This window comes from Leifsonia sp. YAF41 (assembly GCF_052113185.1).
Classification (GTDB): Bacteria; Actinomycetota; Actinomycetes; order Actinomycetales; family Microbacteriaceae; genus Cryobacterium.
In genome coordinates this window covers 61478-82477 of sequence record NZ_JBFRCS010000004.1, presented here as the reverse complement: position 1 = coordinate 82477, position 21000 = coordinate 61478, and the positions used below count along the sequence as shown (strand labels likewise).

17 protein-coding genes are annotated in these 21000 nt (G+C 65.7%); 12 read left to right on the top strand and 5 right to left on the bottom strand.

Annotation, left to right across the window (positions count from 1 at the left end; genetic code table 11):
* Positions 1-7 precede the first annotated feature (7 nt).
* The 3 genes from AB4Y63_RS05275 to AB4Y63_RS05265 all read right to left on the bottom strand — a co-directional run bounded on the left by AB4Y63_RS05275 (position 8) and on the right by AB4Y63_RS05265 (position 5117).
* Positions 8-598, bottom strand: a complete 591-nt coding sequence (locus tag AB4Y63_RS05275) for an NADPH-dependent FMN reductase (protein WP_441789993.1) — start codon at positions 596-598, stop codon at positions 8-10.
* A gap of 84 nt (positions 599-682) precedes the next feature.
* Positions 683-1819 carry a baeRF11 domain-containing protein gene (locus AB4Y63_RS05270; protein WP_441789992.1) on the bottom strand — a complete coding sequence of 379 codons (1137 nt, stop codon included), beginning with the start codon at positions 1817-1819 and terminating at the stop codon, positions 683-685.
* Between the two features lie 118 nt (positions 1820-1937).
* Entirely contained in the window at positions 1938-5117 is a 3180-nt protein-coding gene (locus AB4Y63_RS05265) for a DEAD/DEAH box helicase (RefSeq protein ID WP_441789991.1), read from the bottom strand.
* Positions 5118-5304: 187 nt separating this feature from the next.
* Between AB4Y63_RS05265 and mgrA the strand changes: the two genes are divergently transcribed.
* The 5 genes from mgrA (at position 5305) to AB4Y63_RS05240 (ending at position 12569) form a co-directional block, all read left to right on the top strand.
* A complete protein-coding gene (gene mgrA / locus AB4Y63_RS05260; RefSeq protein WP_441789990.1) occupies positions 5305-6333 on the top strand; it encodes an L-glyceraldehyde 3-phosphate reductase in 1029 nt (342 codons plus the stop codon).
* Between the two features lie 610 nt (positions 6334-6943).
* Positions 6944-8125, top strand: coding sequence for a pre-mycofactocin synthase MftD (mftD, locus tag AB4Y63_RS05255; protein WP_441789989.1), 1182 nt, complete (start codon positions 6944-6946; stop codon positions 8123-8125).
* Between the two features lie 248 nt (positions 8126-8373).
* The gene (locus AB4Y63_RS05250; protein ID WP_441789988.1) at positions 8374-9876 is read left to right on the top strand and encodes a GMC family oxidoreductase; all 1503 of its coding nucleotides are present in this window, start codon (positions 8374-8376) and stop codon (positions 9874-9876) included.
* A 46-nt stretch (positions 9877-9922) separates the two neighbouring features.
* Positions 9923-11233, top strand: a complete 1311-nt coding sequence (locus AB4Y63_RS05245; protein WP_441789987.1) for an aspartate aminotransferase family protein — start codon at positions 9923-9925, stop codon at positions 11231-11233.
* Between the two features lie 70 nt (positions 11234-11303).
* Entirely contained in the window at positions 11304-12569 is a 1266-nt protein-coding gene (locus tag AB4Y63_RS05240) for an ABC transporter substrate-binding protein (RefSeq protein ID WP_441789986.1), read from the top strand.
* 70 nt (positions 12570-12639) lie between these two features.
* On the opposite strand, the gene map is transcribed toward AB4Y63_RS05240, so the two are convergent.
* Positions 12640-13410, bottom strand: a complete 771-nt coding sequence (gene map / locus AB4Y63_RS05235; protein ID WP_441789985.1) for a type I methionyl aminopeptidase — start codon at positions 13408-13410, stop codon at positions 12640-12642.
* A 66-nt stretch (positions 13411-13476) separates the two neighbouring features.
* Between map and AB4Y63_RS05230 the strand changes: the two genes are divergently transcribed.
* Positions 13477-13779 carry a helix-turn-helix domain-containing protein gene (locus tag AB4Y63_RS05230; protein ID WP_441789984.1) on the top strand — a complete coding sequence of 101 codons (303 nt, stop codon included), beginning with the start codon at positions 13477-13479 and terminating at the stop codon, positions 13777-13779.
* A gap of 4 nt (positions 13780-13783) precedes the next feature.
* Here AB4Y63_RS05230 and AB4Y63_RS05225 read toward each other — a convergent pair whose 3' ends face one another.
* Entirely contained in the window at positions 13784-14941 is a 1158-nt protein-coding gene (locus AB4Y63_RS05225; protein WP_441789983.1) for an amidohydrolase family protein, read from the bottom strand.
* Between the two features lie 376 nt (positions 14942-15317).
* Here AB4Y63_RS05225 and AB4Y63_RS05220 point away from each other — a divergent pair, with 376 nt between their 5' ends.
* From AB4Y63_RS05220 to AB4Y63_RS05195, 6 genes are read left to right on the top strand one after another with little or no spacing between them, the layout of a single operon-like run.
* Complete coding sequence (locus tag AB4Y63_RS05220) at positions 15318-16076, top strand: ABC transporter ATP-binding protein (RefSeq protein ID WP_441789982.1); 759 nt, start codon at positions 15318-15320, stop codon at positions 16074-16076.
* Position 16077: 1 nt separating this feature from the next.
* Entirely contained in the window at positions 16078-16830 is a 753-nt protein-coding gene (locus AB4Y63_RS05215; RefSeq protein ID WP_441789981.1) for an ABC transporter ATP-binding protein, read from the top strand.
* Entirely contained in the window at positions 16827-17702 is an 876-nt protein-coding gene (locus tag AB4Y63_RS05210; RefSeq protein WP_441789980.1) for a branched-chain amino acid ABC transporter permease, read from the top strand. The genes AB4Y63_RS05215 and AB4Y63_RS05210 overlap by 4 nt, the downstream gene beginning before the upstream one ends.
* A complete protein-coding gene (locus AB4Y63_RS05205) occupies positions 17699-18736 on the top strand; it encodes a branched-chain amino acid ABC transporter permease (RefSeq protein WP_441789979.1) in 1038 nt (345 codons plus the stop codon). The genes AB4Y63_RS05210 and AB4Y63_RS05205 overlap by 4 nt, the downstream gene beginning before the upstream one ends.
* The gene (locus tag AB4Y63_RS05200; protein ID WP_441789978.1) at positions 18733-19629 is read left to right on the top strand and encodes a MurR/RpiR family transcriptional regulator; all 897 of its coding nucleotides are present in this window, start codon (positions 18733-18735) and stop codon (positions 19627-19629) included. Before AB4Y63_RS05205 ends, AB4Y63_RS05200 begins: the two co-directional genes overlap by 4 nt.
* 15 nt (positions 19630-19644) lie before the next feature.
* Positions 19645-20991, top strand: coding sequence for a glutamine synthetase family protein (locus AB4Y63_RS05195; protein ID WP_441789977.1), 1347 nt, complete (start codon positions 19645-19647; stop codon positions 20989-20991).
* Positions 20992-21000 lie beyond the last annotated feature (9 nt).

Here is a 21000-nt window from a genome sequence, read left to right as displayed (position 1 = left end):
CAGACGCCTACCGCGGCGGCAACACGGTCAGCACCCGCAGCACGAAATCGTGGAACTCTGCCATGTATGCGCGCAGAAACTCCTCGGTTCCCTCATTCGTGACTCGGCCGTCCTCGGCGATCAGGCCGGGCGTCATGTGAATGTACGCCTCGGGCGCCGTCATCTGAGGGGCGTTGCTGAAGGCGAGCGTGCCCCGCAGGCTCTGCTGCGCGAGCGCCGTTCCGATCGCCCCCGACGAGGCCCCGATCACGCCGCACGGCTTGCCGGTGAGTGCATTCGAGCCCCACGGCCGGCTCGCCCAGTCCAGGGCGTTCTTCAACGCGCCCGGCACCGACCGGTTGTACTCGGGGGTGACGAACAGCAACGCGTCGACGCCGTTGAGTTGCCGCTTGAACTCCCGCGCGACGGGCGGATAGTCGGCGTCGAGGTCACGGTTGTAGAGCGGTAGATCTTTGATCACGATCTCGGTGAACTCGAGGTCGTCTGGTGCGAGTCGAATCAGCGCCTTGGACAGCGTGCGGTTGATCGAATGCACCGACAGACTGCCGACGAAATAGCCGACGCTGTAGGGCGGTTCGTGTTCGAAAATGGTGGGCATAGTTCACTCCTCAGGGGTGTGGCTCGGTGGTCGGGCCTGTCGAGACCCGGTGACCTGATCTCGACAAGCCCGATTACGCGACGTCTACGACGGAAAGCGCACCATCGCGGCGACACCGTTGCCGCCCGGAACGTCATCCTGTCTGACTGCGAACACCTTCGCGCCGCTCAGCAGTGCGCGCCGCACGATTTCGTCGATGACGCCGTAGTTGATGGCGTCATCTTCGTCATCGAAGGTGATCGCCCCCGTGGTTTCGTCGATCGAGCCACTGATCGAGTGGTCGATGTCGAACAGCAGAGTGTCAATTGCATTGCCGATCGCCGCGCGGGCGATGTCGGTCAGATCGGTGACCGCGCGACCATGCGCGGCGTTGGATCCGAATCGTTCCTTGATGTCGTCAAGCTCCGCCGCGTACAGGGCATCGAGAATCGGGCGTGCCGCTGCGGCGAGCTGCTCGTCGGAGCGCTCCTCCGGGTTTCCGGCGATCACGTCTTCGGTGAGCCGCGGATGCGAGGAGACCGACCGGTAGATGCTGACGAGTGGCTCGGCGCCGGCCAGAATCATCGGGCGGCTGGTGGTGACCACCTTCGGGCGGATTGCCTTGACGATCGCCTGCGAATACTCCCGCATCCGCACCTTGTGGCCTTCATCGCCCTGTACCCGACCGCCGCGATCGTTGGTTTCGGGGTTGCGCCCTCGAACGGATTCCAGACCGACCGCGTCGGCGACATCCTCGGGCAGATCTTCAATGTCGAGCCGGTTCGCCGGCTGGTTGGCAGAAATCTCGATCAACCGCACCGAGTTCTGGGCGAGGGCCAGCACGAGGGCGGCCTGGGGGAAGGTCACTGCGCGCAGCAGCGGCTTGATGTAGAAGCGGTCAGACACTTCGACCGCAGACACGAGAACGCTCGGCAGCCGGTAGGTGGTGCGGCTGGTCGCTGTGACGAAGACGGCGAGACTCGTCGACTGGTAGCGCCAGAAATCGCGGTCGCCGATGAGCTCTTCGACCGACTCGGTGATTGCCGAGACGAGGGCGGCGGGGGTGTCGGCGGGGACGAGCTGGTCGACGGCGGTGCGCAGCAGATTCTTCAGCTGAATCTTGGCCTGATCGGCTTCGGTCGGCAGTGTGCCGGCCGGGACATAGATCGAAACGCACCCTGGTTCCCGGGTGGTTGCGAGAGCTTCCACATCGAGTCGGTTCGGGATATCAGTGTGCAGCATATGGATCTCCTTTGACGCAATGAGAGCCAGCGGCGAGGCTTTCCGCTGGGTCTACCTCGTCACGAACTCGACCGTGGCGCCAGTCTACGTTCGCGACGGGTGGCTGAACAGAGCCGGTTTACTCGGCGAGCAGTCCGCGGATGTCGTCGGCCGACAACGCGTCGCTGAACGCGGCGTCATCATCCATCACCGCGGTGAAAAGCTTGGCCTTCTTCTGTTTGAGCTTCATCACTTTCTCTTCGATGGTGCCGGTGGCGACCATGCGGTAGACCATCACGTTCTTGGTCTGACCGATGCGGTGCGTGCGGTCGACGGCCTGCGCCTCGCTCGCCGGATTCCACCAGGGGTCGAGCAGAAAGACGTAGTCGGCCTCGGTGAGATTGAGGCCGAAGCCGCCGGCCTTGAGGCTGATCAGAAACACCGGAGCCGCGCCGGTCTTGAACCGGTCGATCACTTCGGAGCGGCGCAGAGTCGACCCGTCGAGGTAGCAGTACGGGGTGCCCTGCGCATCGAGACGAGCGGCGGCCTTCTTCAGAAATGAGGTGAACTGACTGAAAATGAGGGCCCGGTGGCCCTCGGCGACGACATCCTCCAGCTGCTCGAACAGGGCGTCGAGCTTGCTGCTCGGCACCGCGGCATACGCCGGGTCGACCAGGGACGCGTCGAGACTGAGCAGCCGTAGCAGGGTCAACGACCGGAACACGATGAACCGGTTGGCGTCCAGGTCTTCAATCAGCCCGAGCAGCTTCTGCCGTTCCCGCTGCAGGAACGTGTCGTAGAGCCTGCGGTGCTCGGGGTTCAGATCGATCTGCAGGGTCTGCTCCTGCTTGGCCGGCAGGTCGCTCGCGACGAGCTCTTTGGTGCGACGCATCAGAAAAGGGCGGATGCGTCGGCGCAGTCGGGCAAGTCGCACCGGGTTGGTGGCCAGCTCAATTTGGCGCACATAGTCTTCGGTGAATTTGCGTGCCGAGGGGAAGAGCCCGGGGGCGACGATTGCGAAGAGCGCGTGGAGTTCGAGCAGGTTGTTTTCCATCGGCGTGCCGGTGATCGCCAGTTTGAACGGGGTGTCGAGATCACGTGCGGCGAGATGCGCCTGGCTGGCGTGATTCTTCACGAACTGCGCCTCGTCGAGGATCAGACCAGCCCACGACTGTGCCTGGTAGGCCTCGGCGTCGAGACGGAACAGCGTATACGACGTGATGATCACGTCGGCCCCGGCCGCGACATCCGCGAGGCTCTCGGCGCGCGTGCCCTCGGTGGTGCTGATCGTGCGCACGACGAGGCCGGGCGTGAAGCGTGCGGCCTCCGACGCCCAGTTCGAGACAACGGAGGTGGGGGCGACGACGAGGAAGGGGTCCTTCGTTGGTCGAGCTTGTCGAGACCTCGTGACCTGGTCCGCATCCGCGCCCCGCGCATCCGCCGCCGCGCCCCGCGCATGCTCCATCAGCGCCAGTGCCTGCAGCGTCTTGCCGAGCCCCATGTCGTCGGCGAGCACCCCGCCGAGCTGGTGCTGCCAGAGAAAGGCGAGCCAGTTGAATCCCTCGGCCTGATACGGGCGCAGTGTCGCGTGCACGCCGGTCGGCAGCGGGGTCACCGGCACCTCCGTGAGATCGCGGAGGCCCGACACGGCCGCGCGCCACGTGACCGCTTCCTCGGTCTCGTCGGCGAGATCCTCGAAATCGGCCCAGAGCCCGGCCTGGTAGCGGCTGATCCGCAGTTCGGTTTCCCATTCCTGCAACGACTTGGCTTCTTCGATCAGCTCGCGCAGCTGCTCGAACTGCGGCTGCAGCAACGACAGGTACGAGTTGTCGACGAGCAGCAGTTTCTTCTGCCCCTTCGCCAGCGCCTTGTACAGCGGGCCGAACGGAATGTTCCTTCCGTTGACGCTGACCAGCACTCCGAGGTCGAACCAGTCGCGCTGGTCGGTCTCGATAGTTGTGAAGGTGAGTTGGGGAGGCTCGGTCAGCTCGAGGTACTGGGGCTGAGTGCCGACAATGTCGACGCGCACCCCGGCCAGCCGGGCCAGAACCGGCAGGGCTCGCTCGGTGAACTCGGCGGCGTCGATGCCGGAGAGGCTCTGGCGCGGTGCGAAATCGTCAGGGCTTCGCGGCTGGTGAAACAGCACCGCCGCAACCGGGGTGAGCGCCGCCACGGTTCGTGCGAGGATCACGTTTTCGGTGTCGAGGTCACGGCTCGTGACCGGATCTGACTCGACAGCGGCCGACTCAGCCGAATCTGTCGACTGCTGGCCGACCGGAACCCGCGTCGCCAACGATCCGCGGCGGTACTCCCAGGCCCAGTCGAGTTGCAGGATGTGCCGCGGGCGGTAGCTGGCCGTGAGCACCAGAACCGGCGGGAGGGCGGCCGGAAACTCGACGGACGCATCCGAACTCGTGATGGTCACGAATCGGCTGAGCTCGGGAAAATCGTCGTGCATGAACTCGGCGACGTCATCCGCTGGAACCTGTACCGTGGCCTCTCGCCCGAGCAGGCCGCGTTGCGCTTCGGTGAGGGCCGGCCCGGTCGGGGCAAGGGCGAAGACCGTGGGGGAGGCGGGAGCGTATCCGTAGAGGCCGTGGTCGCCGATCGGTGCGGTGAACTCCGGCGGGTAGGCGCGGCCGTCGATGCGCACGATCGTGCTGACGGTCACTCCAGTCGCCGGCGGCGTAGTGCCCGGCCGAGCGGTGCCAGGGGGAGTCGTCGCAATCGCGTCGAGGCTGACCTCCGCCTCGCTCCCGATTCGCACTTCGACATCTTTCGATGTGCCGACGAGGACAATGTCGAGGCGTCGCGCTTGGGCGAACAGATTCCAGAGCAGCGGGCTGGTGAACTCGTCGAGGTAGAGCCAGTCCGTTTCCTGGCCGTAATACAGAGCCCGCACCGCGCGGTGCAGCGCGGCGAACTGACTGAACCACTCGTGATGCGCCGCCAGCAGATTGAGCCGGTTGCCCTGGTGCGACAGATTGGTCCAGCTCAGCGAGCCCTTGACCCACTTGCCGGAGGCGCCCCGCATCACCGGACGCACGCCGAGCCGGTAGCTCGACGAACCGGCGACCGGCTCGGTCACGGTGCGTGCCGACGGTCCGCTCCAGCGTTCCAGCGTGCGCGGCAACTGCTCGCGCAGCTCGAACTGCAGGGCCATCGGCACCGGCGGGGAGTCGCCGCTCGCGCTCGCCGTGGAGCTTGCTCGGGTGTAGCCGAACGGGGCGGATGGCGCGCTCGGGTTGGTAAGCGCGCCGATGGCACGCTTCCACGCGCGATCGCCCCCGGAATCCGTGGGGGTCGCGGGGGTCGGCATCCGTCAATGCTCTCACCCTCCACTGACGTAAAACTCACTCCGTCGTCGCCGAACTGTGACTCAACGCGCGTCTCCGGGCCGAGACGCGCAATAACTCACAGTTCGGCGCCAGTGAAAGCGCGAGGGACGCGCGAGGAAAGTCGGTTTGGCACTCGCATTCGTACCGGCCGAACTGTCACCATGAAGCATGACCTTTATCGCCGCTGATACCCGTTACGACTCGATGCCCTACCGACGCAGTGGTCGGAGCGGGCTGAAACTTCCCGCCATCTCGCTCGGGCTCTGGCAGAACTTCGGCGACGACAAGCCCCTCGACACCCAGCGCGCGATTCTGCGCCGCGCGTTCGACCTCGGTGTCACCCACTTCGACCTGGCCAACAACTACGGCCCGCCCTTCGGCAGCGCCGAGACCAACTTCGGTCAGATCCTGCGTGAGGACTTCTCCGCCCACCGCGACGAACTCATCATCTCCACCAAGGCCGGTTACGACATGTGGCCCGGCCCATACGGGGAATTCGGATCCCGCAAGTACGTGTTGGCCAGCCTCGACCAGTCCCTCGAACGGATGGGCCTCGACTACGTCGACATCTTCTACTCCCACCGCGCCGACCCCGACACCCCGCTCGAAGAGACCATGGGCGCCCTGCACACCGCCGTCACCAGCGGGCGTGCGCTCTATGCCGGCATTTCCTCGTACTCGCCGGAACTCACCATCCGGGCCGCCCGCATCCTGGCCGACCTCGGCACCCCGCTGCTGATCCACCAGCCCTCCTACTCGATGTTCAACCGCTGGGTCGAAGAGGGCCTCCTCGACACCCTCACCGAACTCGGCGTCGGGTGCATCCCGTTCTCGCCGCTCGCGCAGGGTCTGCTCACCGACCGCTACCTGCAGGGTGTGCCTGGTGACTCCCGCGTCGCCCAGGAGGGATCGGCGTGGAGAGGGATGCTCACCGACCAGACGTTGGCCAGCATCCGTGCCCTGACTGAGATCGCGGATGCCCGCGGCCAGTCGCTCGCGCAGCTCGCCCTGGCCTGGGTGTTGCGCAACGATGTCGTGACCTCCGCCCTCGTCGGTGCGTCGTCGGTCGCTCAGTTGGAGACCAACCTGGGCGCGCTGAATAACCTTTCCTTCACCGCAGAGGAGCTGGCAGCGATCGACGAGCACGCCGTCGACCAGGGCATCAACCTCTGGGCGGCGTCGAGCGCGGTGAAGTAGCGCCTGCCCATCCCGTTCAACCCCGTTCGACGGAGATTCTCACGAATTGGCCTCGTTTCGACCGTCTGGTCGCCTGAATCGACGAAATCTCCGTCGAACGGTACGGGCCAGGCGAGGGCGCGGCGTCCATCCGGATGCGCGGATGCTCGCGGCGGAGTGACCGATGCTCGCGGACGACCGACGGAGCCGGCGACCAGTGAGTTCTCGCGCGTGCGCTCAAATCGTCGCCACCACCAGGTCGAACGCGACAAGTTGTGCGCACGCGCGTGATAAGGATGGAGAGCCACTCACCCAGACCTCGCGMGTGCGCTCGAATCGTCGCCACCACCTGGTCGGACGCGACAAGTTGGGCGCACGCGCACCCAACTTGGCGTTCCGCCTCCACGGAAGCGGCACATTAGCGGCCCAACGGTGACCCATCGGCGACCCGACAGTGGCCCAACAGTGAATCAAAATCATTGAAATTCTTGCAACATAGTGTTACGGTCGAGCCTAAATCTAACAAACGTTAATAGTCCGGATGGCGAGAGATCGCCCCGGGCAACGAATGTTGATTGAACAGATATTGATTCAGCGTCGACAATAACTACCAAGAATTTAGGCCACACATATGGGGAAGAACGTTCCTTTCAACAACCTTGCCGAAGCCGAGATGCTGGCCAAGAAGCGTCTCCCGCGTGCGGTCTGGCTGGCGATCAAGGCCGGCAACGAGCAGGGCTGGACGCTCGACGAGAACATTCGCGCGTACAACGACCTCGGTTTCTCGCCGACCATCTTCGACCGGCCCGTACGTCAGGACACCCGCACCAGCATCCTCGGCGTGGATATCGATTTTCCGGTCATCGTCTCTCCGGTCGGCGCGCAAGCCATCCACCCCGGCGGCGAGGTTGCCGCCGCTCGGGCCGCGGCCCGCATGGGCACCGCAATCGGACTGAGCTCCTACGCGTCGAACTCGATCAGCGAGGTGACCGCCGCCAACGACAAATCGTTCTTCCAGCTCTACTGGGTCGGCACCCGCGACCGCATCGAAGCCCGCGTCGAAGAGGCCCGGCGCTCAGGCGCGAAGGCGCTCATCGTCACCCTCGACTGGTCGTTCACCCCGCGCCGCGACTGGGGAGTTCCGCCGGCCCCGCCGATGAAGCTCGACATCCCGACGATGGCCAGCCTCGCCCCGGCGGCGTTGTCGCGGCCCGCCTGGCTCGCGCGCTACCTGGTGAAGGGGCGCATCCCTGAACTCAAGGTTCCGAACCTCTTCATCACCAAGGACCAGGTTCCGACGTTCGGCGAGGCATGGGCCGAGTTCGTCGACACCCCCACCCCCACCTGGGACGACGTCAAGTGGCTGCGCGAGCTGTGGGGCGGCCCCTTCATGGTCAAGGGCATCTCGAGCATCAAGGATGCGAAGCGCGCCGTCGACCTCGGTGCCGATGCCATCTCCGTCTCCAACCACGGCGGCAACAACATCGACGGAACCCCCGCCCCGATCCGCTTCCTGCCCTCGATCGTCGACGCCGTCGGCAGCGACATCGACGTCATGGTCGACGGCGGAATTCGCCGCGGCTCCGACGTCGTCAAGGCGATCGCACTCGGCGCCAAGGCCGTCTTCATCGGACGGGCCTACCTCTACGGGCTCGCCGTCTCGGGCGAAGACGGCGTCTACAAGGTGCTCGAGATTCTGAAGAACGGCATCGAAGAGACGATGTTCGGAATCGGCAAGAGCTCACTCGACGAACTCTCCATCGACGACCTGCTCATCTTGAACCGGGACTTCTTGGTCAAACCGGCCTGCTGACGCGCAGGTCGCCACTTCGCAGAACCACTTCGCAGAACCACCTCGCAGCACCACCAACCGGCCGGGATATCCCGGTCGGGTCGGTCGGTCGCACCCAGCGGCCGGCAGCCACGCACTGCCCGCACGTCAACACCCTGCTTGAAACGTCACGGGACTTGCCTCGTGATCCCACCCACCAGAACTCGATCCGCGACGATCCCGGCACCCCCGGTCGCCGTCGATCGCTCTGCAGACCAGGAGTTACTCAGATGCGCAGAATCATCGTCGTCGGGGCGGGCACCGCCGGGTGCATCGTCGCCGCGCGCCTCTCCGAAGATCCGGATGCCAGCGTGCTGCTTCTCGAATCGGGTCCCGACCGCCGCGCAGACGCCCCGGCCGGCCTGAGCTCGCTCAACTGGATCGACGCACTCGGCGAACGGTCGGCCTTCTACCCCGATCTGTTCGCCGCGAAGCTCGAGGGCAGCGAGCCGAAGCTCTATCAGCGCGGCACGGGCGTCGGCGGGTCGGGAGCGGTCAACGCGATGCTCGCCTTGCCCGGGCTGCCGACCGACTACGACCGGTGGGCGGATGTCTACGGTCTCCACACCTGGTCGTGGCGCGAGGTCGCTCCCTGGTTTGAACAGCTGAAGGCCGACCTCGTCGTCTCGACTGACGACGAACTCACACCGGTCGACCGGGCGCTGCTCGACGCGGCCGACGCCCTCGGGCTGCCGAGTGAGGTCGACACCTACACGCCCGACGACGGCAGTGGCCGACTCTGGCGGAACGCCAACGCCGAGGGCCGCTTCTCGAGCCTCGAGCGTTACCTCGACCCGGCGCGGGGCCGGTCGAATCTCACGATCCAGGCCGGGAGCCAGGTTGAGCGGATGCTCATCACCGACGACACCGGCGAGACGCCCACCGTTACCGGCGTGCGTCTCGCCGACGGAACCGAACTCACCGCCGACGAGGTCATCCTCTGTGCCGGCACCTTCGAAACCCCGGCGATCCTGCTGCGCTCGGGCCTCACCCGCCCCGGCATCGGCGCCAATTTGCAGGATCACCCGGCTGCCAGCGTCTACTTCACCCTCAAGCCCGAGTACCGGGAGACCTCCACCGGGCCATGCATCGGGGCCGTCATGCGGCTCTCCTCGACCGCCGGAACCGGCGACATCCACCTGCTTCCCCTACACGGCACCCTGCTGAACGGCGCCCAACCCGACCACGGCCTGATCATGGCCGCCGTGATGAAGGTGACCTCGGTCGGCAGCCTGGCGCTGAACCCCGAGAACCCGCTCGCCCCGCCGACCGTACGCGAACGGATGCTGTCGACCCCCGACGACCGTGCCGCCATGCACGACGCCATCACGGCGCTCGAAAAGGTCATCGAAGCGCCGAGCTTTCAGCAGATCGTCGAGCAGGCGTTCATCGACGAGTTCGGAACCAGCGTGTCCGCGCTGCAAGACGAGACGGTCTTCGACGCCTGGCTGGCGAACTACGTTGGCGACTATTTTCACGCCTGCGGCACCGCCCGGATGGGCACGAAAAACGACCCGAACGCCGTCGTCGACGAGGAGGGGCGCATCCACGGGCTGAACCAGGTGCGCATCATCGATGCCTCGATCATGCCCGAGGTGCCGAGCGCCAACACCCACCTGCCCACCGCGATGATCGCCGAACGCATCACTGCCGGGATGCTCGCCGCGCAAGCCGCGCTGCACATCGCGGAACAACAGTCCACCCCGATCTACTCCGCGCTTCGCGCCGGCTAGATCCCACCAACAGACACACCCCACCCGAGAGAAAGGACAACGACAGTTGTCAACAGACACACGCACTCTGAACTCCGCCTCCGACACCTGGGAGCGCGCCCGCCGCGTCGTTCCGCGCGGGGTCTCGTCGGGGCACAGGGTCGGCTGGGAGCAGGTTTTCGTCAAGGCCTCCGGCGCCAACATCTGGGATGACCAGGGCAACCAGTACATCGACTACATCAACTCCTGGGGCCCGATCGTGCTCGGTCACTGCGACCGCCGGGTCAACGAGGCGGTCTTCGCCGCGGCGAACACCTGCGACCTCACCGGCGTCGGCCCGCAGTTCGGTGAGGTCGCCCTCGCCGAGAAGATCTGCGAGGTCATGCCGTCGGCCGACAAGGTCGCCTTCTGCACCTCCGGCACGGATGCGACGATGCACGCCGTGCACATCGCCCGGGCTGCCACCGGCCGCATGAAGATCCTCAAGTTCCACGGCTCGTACCACGGCTGGAATGACCAGGTCGCGGTCGGCAGCTCCCGCGCCGACCTCACGCCCGGCTCCCCGCTGAACACCCCGAACGGTGCCGGCCTTCACCCCGCATCCGTCGCCGACGTCGTGGTCGTCGAATGGAACGACTTCGAGGGGGTGCGCGCCGCTTTCGACGAATACGGTGACGATCTCGCCGCCGCCTTCACCGAGGGCTACGTGCACAGCTTCGGCTGCGTTCCGGCCGCTCCCGGTTTTCTCGAGCAGCTGCGTGAACTCTGCACGAAGAACGGCACGGCGCTCGTGTTCGACGAAGTGAAGACCGGGTTCCGCTCGGCCATCGGCGGTTTCCAGTCGATTTGCGGCGTCACCCCCGACCTCACCGCGTTCGGCAAAGCCGTCGCCAACGGCTACTCGCTGGCCGGACTGGCCGGCTCGAACGAGTGGATGGGCCACCTCGGGGCGTACTCCAAAAAGGAGGCGACCATCGACGGCACCTACAACGCCAACCCCTACGCGATGGCCGCCGCGAGCAAGACCCTCGAACTCATGGAGACCGAGAACGTCATCCCGCGTCTCTACGAACTGGGGGAGCGCCTGCGTACCGGCATCGCCGCCGCCATCACCGAGGTGGGCATCGACGCCTGCGTGTCAGGCCTCGGCTCCGAATGGACCGTGTACTTCCGCAAGGAGCTGCCGACGAACTTTCGCCAGGCGATGGAATCGGATGCGACCCGCTACGCCACCTATCACGCCTCGTTGCTCTCGCAGGGAATCCTCGAACCCGCCTTCCCGACCGGTGACCGCCGCCTGAACGCGTCGACAACCTTCGAAGACATCGATCGCACGATCGAAGCGAACCGCGTCGCCCTCCGGGCGGCCGCTGAATAGTTCTACCCGTTCCACCTGCTCCACCTGCACCATCCCTGCACCAATTGACTGACAGAGATAGGAAGAGACAATGAGCACAGCAATGAAGCGTGTGACACGGTCACGCATCCTCGTGACCGCCGGCATCGCAGCCGCCCTCGCGTTGAGCGGATGTTCGGCCACGGCCGGCGGTGACAGCGGCGGCGGCGATGGCGGCGGCAGCGACGAGATTCTGATCGGCTTCGCCCTCTCGCAGAGTGGCAACATGGCGCCGTTCGATGTGGAGCCCGGCAACGCGGCACTCCTGAAGATCGACGAGATCAACAAGGCCGGCGGCATCAACGGCAAGAAGATCAAGGCCATCGTCAAGGACGTGCGCAGCGACCAGGCCACCGTCGGCACCGTCGCCACCGAACTCATCGACCAGGGCATCAACCTGCTCGTCACCCCGTGCGACTTCGACCTCAGCGCACAGGGCGCCATCAACGCGCAGACCGCCGGCATCCCCGCCGTCTCCATCTGTGCCGGTGACCCGAAGATGGCCGACGCCACCACTCTCGGAGACTTTGTCTTCACCGCCAACGCCGGCAGCGACGTCGAAGGCGCCACGGGCGCATCCTGGGCGTCGTCGAAGGGCTGGAAGTCGGCCTACCTGCTGCAGGACGAGAGCATCGAGTACACGAAGTCGGCCGGGCGCTACTTCGAAGCCGAGTTCAAGGAGTTGGGCGGCACCATCGCCGGCAACGACAGCTTTCCCGGCGGTGACAACGTCGACGTCAGCAGCCAGATCTCGCGTCTGAAGGCGCTGCCGACGGCACCCGACTTCATCTACGTCGCCAGCTGGAACCCGGGTGGGGCCACGGCCATCCGCCAGATCCGTGAGGCCGGAATCGAAAGCCCGATCGTCGGCCCGGCCGCCCTCGACGGACAGCTGCTGCTCGACATCGTCGGAAACGCCGACGAGATCTATTACACGCCGTTCGCCTGCTACGTCTACTGCAGCGGCCAGGACTCCGCGACCCTCGACGAGTTCGTCACGAACTACACCGCGAAGTACGACGCCCCGCCGTCGACCAGCTACGCGCTGCTCGGATACAACATGATGATCGCCCTGGCCAACGGCATCGAGAAGGCTCCATCACTCGATGGCGCGGCTCTGCGGGACTCCCTACAAGACGCCGGACCGGTCGAAACGCCCATCGGTTCGATGACGTACTTCTCGCCGACCTGCCACAAGATCATCGACATGCCGCTCAGCGTGGTCAAGGTCAGCGGCGGCGCCGTCACCTACGTCGAGCAGCACACGCTGAAGAGCATCCCGAACCTCGACGACGGCAACGCCTGCGCCGCGTCGTAGCGAGGTGACCGCGCCCGCATCCGCTGACCCCCCCCCGCCAGCGGATGCGGGCGCTCGCTTGTGATCGCCCCTACTTCGGCAGGGTGAGAATTTCGGCTCCGTCGTCGGTGATGGCGATCGTGTGCTCGCTGTGAGCTGTCCGGCAGCCCGTCGCGCTGCGGAGCGTCCAGCCGTCGGCGTCGGTGACGAGTTCGGCGGTGTCCGTCATGACCCACGGTTCCAGCGCGAGCAGCAGCCCAGGGCGCAGTGTGTATCCACGACCGGGTCGCCCGGTGTTTGAGACGTGCGGGTCCTGGTGCATGGTTGATCCGATGCCATGGCCCCCGAACTCCACGTTGATCGGATACCCCGCCTCGCTGAGTACCGAGCCGATCGCGAAGGAAATGTCGCCGATGCGAGCTCCGGGCCCGGCGGCCGCAATGCCGGCGCTCAACGCACGTTCGGTTGCGATGATCAGTGCGACGCTCTCCGGCGGCCGAGAGTCGCCCACGATGAAGCTGATGGCAGAATCTGCGGCGATTCCACCGGTCGAGACGGCGAGGTCGAGTGTGAGGAGGTCGCCGTCGGCAAGCGCGTAGTCGTTCGGCAATCCGTGGAGCACGGCGTCGTTGACGGCGGTGCAGATGTAGTGGCCGAACGGTCCGCGTCCGAACGATGGCGCGTAGTCGACGTAGCAGGACAGCGCTCCGGCTTCGGCGATCATGGCCTGGGCCCACGCGTCGATGTCCAGGAGGTTCGTGCCGACCGTACTGCGGCGCCTCAGAGTCTGCAGGATGTGAGCGACGAGGGCGCCGGTCTCTCGTGCTCGGTCCAGTTCGGTCGGGGTCAGGATCTCGATCATGCGGCGCCTTTCTGAGTGATCCAATAACTATACCGGCCATATTATCCCGGTACTAGTATTGGAGTCATGGTCAGGTTGCCGCTTACACCCGCAGAGGTCGAGCGCGGGCAGCGCCTCGGGGCGCTGCTGCGTCGCGCCAGGGGAGAGCGCTCGATGCTCGAGACCGCGCTTGCCGCGCGTGTCTCACCGGAGACCCTCCGCAAAATCGAGACGGGCCGCGTAGCGACTCCGGCCTTCCCGACCATCGCGGCGATCGCTGATGTCCTCGGACTCTCTCTCGACGCCGTGTGGGACGAGATCAATCAATCCGAACGCGGTCGTGAACCGGGTGGCACCGGCTACGACGCCGGTGAGTGGTTGGCCTCGTAAGGGCCTAGCGGTCGGCGAGTTTGTAGATGCGCCGCGCGTTGCCGCGGCCGATCATGTCGGCCACGCGCACAGCATCCGCCAGCGACCACTCGTCGTCGGCCACCCACTTCGACAGGATGCGCGCCATGCCCCGGCGCCAGAGCGCGGCACCGATGTGGTGCAACTCCGGCAGCCCCCAGGCGTCGGTCGAGAACAAGATCTTCGCGAACGGGGCCAGCTCGAGACTCTCGGCGATGATCTGCTCCGACTGGGCCCCGGCGTAGTTGATGGCCAGGCCCACGTCGAAGTAGACGCGGGGGAACACCTGCGCGAGGTAGCCGGCCTCGCGGTGATACGGGTAGCAGTGCAGCAGGATGATGTCGGAGGCGTCGGCGGGAAGCAGCCGCAGCCAGGGCGTCAACAGCAACGGGTTGCACCGATCCAGGTCCAGGCTCGGGTCGCCGTATCCGGCGTGGATCTGCACGGGCAGCCCGGTGCGCGCGCCCTTCCAGAGCAGGGCGCGCAGCAGCACCGGATCGCTGACCCGGCGGTGAGTCTGGGGGGTCGAGAGCCAGGCCTCGGCGGCCGCTAAGAAATCGGCGCTCGTCGGTTCTCTGGGGTCGAAGTCGAAACCGAAGCGATAGGCGATGATGCTCTTGAATCCGACGGCCGTCTGCGTTGCCTTCTGCAGCGCGGCATCGAACTCTCGCTCGAGCTCGGCCGCGGGAACGCCGGCGGACGCGAGCCGCTCGAGCAGTGTCTCCAATCGCACGATCTCGAAGACCTGCTGGCCGGAGAGGGTGGCGAACTCGTCCAGATCGAAGAGGAGCGGGCCGGTTGTTCCGGTCGGCACATACCCGGTGTCGATCAGGGAGGTGGCGATCCCCGACGACCCGGCCAACGCCCGGGTGGCCTCTTCGGTGCTCACGGCGCTGCGTGCCGCCCAGTATGCGTCGGCGTCGGCATGCCGGTCCAGGCCGAGGTGCGGGGCGCAGTACCGGCGGATCGCGAAGCCGACCTGAGAGTCGAACTGGGTCATCCAGCTCGGGATGGGGGCGGAGGCCTCCGTCATGTTGAGCTCGAATTCCGCGCGCGTCAGCCGCGGAATCAGGGTGCTGTGCACGTGATGGTCCACAAGTTCCAAGGCGTCGAGATAGTCGCGAATCTCTGGATTGATGGTCACGATGCGGCTCCCCGTCTGATGCTGCCACTGCCGCATCGAAGCCGATGCAACACTGCAACTGAGTTGGTAACGAAAATTACATTCCGAATGGTTGACGCTTGAATCCTAATGATAGTAACATCGCGATCTACGGATATTCTCTCCGGTTGCGATTGGCAGAAGGCGTGCCAAACCTATCGATGTTGTCCGCCCATTCAGAAGTACCCAACGACGTGATACGAGAAATGGAGTCGAACAATCATGGAATGTGGCCCTCACCGCACAGCCGCCCGTCCAGTGTTCGCTGCGAACGATCTGCCGGCCTCCGCACTGCGGGCCCCAGCACTTCTGGCCCCTGTACTTCTGGCCTCGGCGCCGGCGTCGGCCGGGTGCTGAGATGACTGCAACACTCGCCGCGCCCCGGGTCGCGCGTCGCACCGACACCCTGACCCTCGAGGCGGGAGCAGTGCACTTCGCCGGCGTCAAGGCCGTCGACGGAGTCTCGCTCTCGATCGCGAGCGGCGAAGTCGTCGGGCTGATCGGCCCAAACGGTTCCGGCAAGACCACCACACTCAACCTGATCAGCGGAATGCTGAAGCCCACGTCCGGCACGATCACCCTCAACGGCAAGGATGTCTCGGCGGTGCCCATGCGCAAGCGGGCCCGGCTGGGCATCGTGCGCACCTTCCAGAGCGTGCGGGTGTTCGGCCGGTTGACGGTGTCGGAGAATATCGAGGCCGCGGCTCTCGGCGGGGGACTGAGCCGCAGGAACGCGCGCGCGCTGACCGCCGAGATCCTGGCCGAGCTGCAGCTGGAGCCGGTCGCGGACACCCGCACCGACGCCTCGCCGGCCGGACTCATCCGCCGCATCGGCATCGCCCGGGCGCTCGCCTCCCAGCCGAAGTTTCTGCTGCTCGACGAACCGGCGGCCGGCCAGAACGAATCGGAGGCCGTCGAACTGATCGAGGCCATCCGTCACATTTCCCAGCAGCGCGGCTGCGGGGTACTGCTCGTCGAACACGACATGTCAGTCGTGATGGGCACCTGCGACAGATTGCACGTGCTCGACAGCGGCAAGACCGTCATCGAAGGCCTGCCGCACGACATCCGGAGCAACCCGCAGGTTGTCGAGATCTACTTCGGAAAGCGACACTGACATGCTTCTAGAAATCAACGACCTGTACGTGCGCTACGGCAAGTCGGTCATGGCGCTGCAGGGTTCGTCGCTGCACGTGGCCGAAGGGGAGCTCGTCTCCTTGATCGGCCAGAACGGTGCCGGCAAGTCAACCCTGCTCAAGGCGATCATCGGCCTCGCGCCGATCCATTCCGGAACGGTCACCTATCAGGGGCAGTCGGTGGCCGAGAAGAAGTTCTCGATCATCAAGAACAAGATCGCCTACGTTCCGGAGGAGCGCGGCATTTTCGCCAGCCTGACCGTGGGCGAGAACATGAAGATCGGCGCCGTGTCCCGCACAGACAAGGCCGGTATCGAAGCCGATATCGAGCGTGAGCTGCTGCGCTTTCCCATTCTGAAGAAGTACTGGAGTCGCGGGGCCAGCCTGCTCTCCGGCGGTGAGCAGCAACAGCTCGCCATCGCCCGGGCCCTGCTGCTCCGCCCCAAGCTGCTGCTGCTTGACGAGCCGACTCTCGGCCTTGCGCCGATCATCGTCGACCTGATCTTTGACGTGATCGAGCAGCTGCGCGCCGAGGGCGTCACCATTCTGCTCGTCGAACAGAACGCGGTGCGCTCGCTCGAGGTGTCCGATCGTTCCTATGTGATGCAGGCGCCCGGCAAGGTTCTCGGCAGCGGCACCGCCGCCGAGCTCGCCGACAACGCCGCGGTCTGCGAGTACCTCGGCTTCTCACCCGTCGCCGTGATCGGCGACCCCCTGGCTGGAGACGTGCTGTGATTCTGCAAACCCTCGTCGACATGGTCGGGCTCGGCGCCACCTACGCCCTGCTCACCATCGGCATCGCCCTGTTGTTCGGCATCCTCGGTCTGATGAACTTCGCCTACGGCGAGATCATCATGATCGGTGCGTTCTCGATGCTGCTGTTCAAAGATCTCCCGTGGATCGTCGGCGTGATCGGCGCGGTCATCTTCGCGGTGGTCGTCTCGGTGCTCACCGAACGCCTCGCCTTCCGGCCGCTGCGGAACGCCGACCCGGTCACCCTGATGATCGCCTCGTTCGCCGTGAGTCTCGCCCTGCAAAGCGTGGTGCGGATGACCGTTCTCCCGCGCACGCAGGGGGTGCCGCCGCAGCCATTCCTCACCCAGTCGTTCAGCCTCTTCGGCACGCGCATCACCATGCTCCAGATCGTCACGATCGTGCTCTGCGGCGTCATGCTGATCGGCCTCGCGCTGCTCATGAAGAAGACGCCGCTCGGTATCCAGCTGCGGGCCGCGGCCGAAAACTTCACCATCGCCAAGACGCTCGGCGTCAAAGGCAGCTTCGTGATCATGAGCGCCTTCGCCATCACTGGTGTGCTGGCCGCCATCTCCGGCGTGATCCTCGTCGCCCGGCAGGGCGCCGTATCGGCGGAGATGGGATTGAGCCCGCTGCTGATCGGCGTCGTCGGCGCGGTCGTCGGCGGAATGAGCAACCTCAAGGGCGCCGCGCTCGGCGGATTCCTGCTCGGCATGGGCACCGCCGCGCTGGAAGCGATGCTGCCCACCGACTTGATCGCGTTCCGTGACGCGTTCCTCTACGCCGCAGTGATCGGCATCCTGGTCATCCGTCCGCAGGGTCTCCTGTCTGGAACGAAGGTACGCACCTCATGACAACCTCATCGTCATTCCGTCGGGCGTTCGAAACCCCGATTCTGCTGATTCTGATCGCCGTACTGGTTGCGACCATCGGGCTGTTCGCCGACGCCACGATCTCCCGGGTCGCCGTGCAAGCATTGATCGCTGTGGTCTTTGTGACCGGGCTCTCGCTCTTCTCCGGCAACTCCGGGGTGATGTCGTTCGGGCACGTCGCGTTCATGGCGATCGGGGCCTACGTCACCGCGTACCTGACGATTCCGGTCGGGCTGAAGAAATCGATGTTCTCCGAACTGCCCGAGAGTCTCGGGTTCTTGGCCACCGTGCACGCCAGCTTTCCCGTCGCCATCCTGGTTAGCGGCCTGGCCGCCATGCTGCTCGCCCTGATCGTTTCACCGGCGGTCGCCCGGCTCGGCGGGCTGCAGGCCGGCATCGCCACCCTCGCGCTGCTCGTGATGGTCTTCACGGTGCTAAACAGCTGGACCGACGTGACCCGGGGCTCGTCGAGCATGATCGGGCTGCCGAAGTCCACGACGGTCTGGTGGGCGCTCGGCGTCGCCATCGTGGCCATCATCATCGCCTGGGCCTACAAGAAATCCCGCAGCGGGCTGCAGCTCCAGGCCTCCCGGGAGGATTACCTGGCCGCCACGGCCGCCGGCATCGCCGTCGGACGCCACCGGGCGATCGCCTGGGTGCTCAGCGCCCTCGCCGCCGGCATGGCCGGTGCCCTCTACGCCGGGTACATGACCACCTTCAACTCGAAGACGTTCTTTCTCACCCTGACCTTCTCGTTCATCATGATGGTCGTCTTGGGCGGCTACCTCTCGCTCTCGGGTGCCGTACTCGGCGCAATTGGGGTAACCGTGTTGCAAGAAGTTCTGCGAAGGTTTCAGGATGGGGCGTTTACTGCGGGGAACTCACTACCGGCCGGCGTTGCCGACCTGCTCCTCGCGGCGGTCCTGCTCCTGGTGCTGGTGAAAGCGCCTCTCGGCCTGATGGGCACGAGAGAACTTCGCCTCGCCATTCGTCCCGTGGAAGGTACTCGGTCATGACTGGAACAACGACGCTCGCAGAACAGCTGAAAATGGCGCACGACTCGATGAGTCCGGCGGAGAAACGCGTCTCCCGCGTTCTCATCGCCGACTACCCGGTCGCCGGGTTGGAGCCGGTGCACCGGCTCGCCGAACGCGCCAACGTCAGCGCCCCGACCGTGCTGCGGCTGATCTCGAAGCTCGGCATCGGGTCGTACCCGCAGATGCAGAAGCTGCTGCGCGGGGAGATCTCGGCCCGCACCTCCTCGCCGCTTGAGATGTATGGCGAGCGCACGGCGGCGAGCGAGACCGGTCCCGAGAGCAGTCTCGGCTTCGTCGCGGACTCGCGCCGGGTGCTGACGGAGGGGCTCGACTCCACGTTCAGCTCGATCCCGGAGAGCGAGATCCTGGAGATCACCCGGCTGTTGGCCAATCCGCGCCTGCGCATCTGGACGGTCGGTGGCCGGTTCAGCAACCTGCTCGCCCAGTACCTCAACATGCACCTCAAGCTGCTGCGCAAAGACGTGCAGCATGTGAACTCGACCGAGGCCGACCGCACCTTCGCCCTGATGGACTTCGGCCCGCGCGACCTGCTCATCGCCTTCGACTACCGCCGCTACCAGGACAGCACGGTCGAATTCTTGAAGAACGCGAAGCACGCCAAGGCGACCACGGTGCTGTTCACCGACCCATGGCTGTCGCCGGCGGCCAAGCATGCCGACCACCTGTTGTCGTGCTCCGTCACCGCGGCCTCCCCGTTCGACTCCCTCACCTCGGCGTTCGCGCTGGTGGAGACGGTGATCGCCGGAGTGGTTGACGAGCTCGGTGAGTCCCCCCGCAAACGTATTGAAGCCTTCGACGCCCTGCAGGATCGCACCGTGCGTTCCTCAGGCGTTCCCCTCGACGACAACTGACAATCCAGTGAAACAGTGAGTGAGCAACAGATGCGCAAAGATCCTTTGGCCGTCATCCTGACGTCTGACCTGTCCGGCCAGTGCCGCGGACGTTCGGTTCGTCAGGCTGATTTCGAGAAGTATCTCTCGAACGGATGCGGCTGGGTTCCGGCCAATCTCGCCCTGAACCCGTTCGGGGCGATCGTGGAGCCGAACCCGTTCGGCTCGGTCGGCGATCTGCGCCTTCGCCCCGACCCGGCGAGTCTGTCCCAGATCTCCACGGCCGGCGCGGAGCCGACGACGCTCGTGCTCTCCGACATCGTGAACCAAGACGGCACTCCCTGGGATTGCTGCCCGCGCACCTTCCTCCGTGACGCGATCGCCGATCTCAAGGCTGAGACCGGTCTGTCAGTGCTCTCCTCGTTCGAGCACGAGTTCATGCTGCTCGAAGACGATGAGGCGGATGACGATGGCGTCAGCACCAACATCGCGTTCTCACTGAAGAATCTGCTCGAGAAGGAGCCGCTCGGCTCCAGCATCCTCGCCGCCCTGCACGACGCCGGGCTGGAGCCCGAGATGTGGCTGCCCGAGTATTCGGCCAAGCAATGGGAGGTGACGGTGAGCCCGGCCGACGCGCTCACCGCCGCAGACCGCGCCATCCTGCTGCGTGAGATCGTGCGCAACACCGCGCACCAGCTGGGGCATCGCGCGAGCTTCAGCCCGGTCGTCGAAGAGAACGGCGGCGGCAGCGGGGTGCACGTGCACGTCAGCCTGCTCGATGCCGACGGCACTCCCGTCACCTATGACCCGACGCGGGAAGGCGGCCTCTCCGCGGTGGCCGGCTCCTTCGCCGCCGGCATCCTGCGTCACGCCAACGCCGTCATCGCGCTGGCCGCGTCGGGCGTCGTCTCGTATGAGCGCCTCGCGCCGGGGCGCTGGAGCGTCGGCGGTGCTTTTCTCGGCGAGAACAACCGGGAGGCGCTGTTGCGCATCTGCCCGCTGTTCGAGCGGCCGGGCAGCAAGCCGGAGAAGCAGTACAACCTGGAGTTCCGCGCCGCCGATGCCACCACCAACCCGTGGATCGTGCTCGGTGCACTGATCCGGGCCGGGCTGGAGGGCATCCGCGCCCAGCTGCCGGCTCCGCATGTGATCTCCGGGGATTTCTACGCACTCACGCCTGCCGAGCTCGACCAGTATGACGTCGGAACCCTGCCCACATCGCTGGGTGACGCGCTGGATCAGCTCGACCGCGACACCGTCGTGACCGGCTGGTTCTCGCCGCGCTTCTACGAAACATTCCAGGCCGTCAAACGTGCAGAGATCGAATACGTCGAGTCGCTCTCTACCGCCGACCGCTACCGGGCCTACACCGCCGCCTACTAGGCCGTCGTG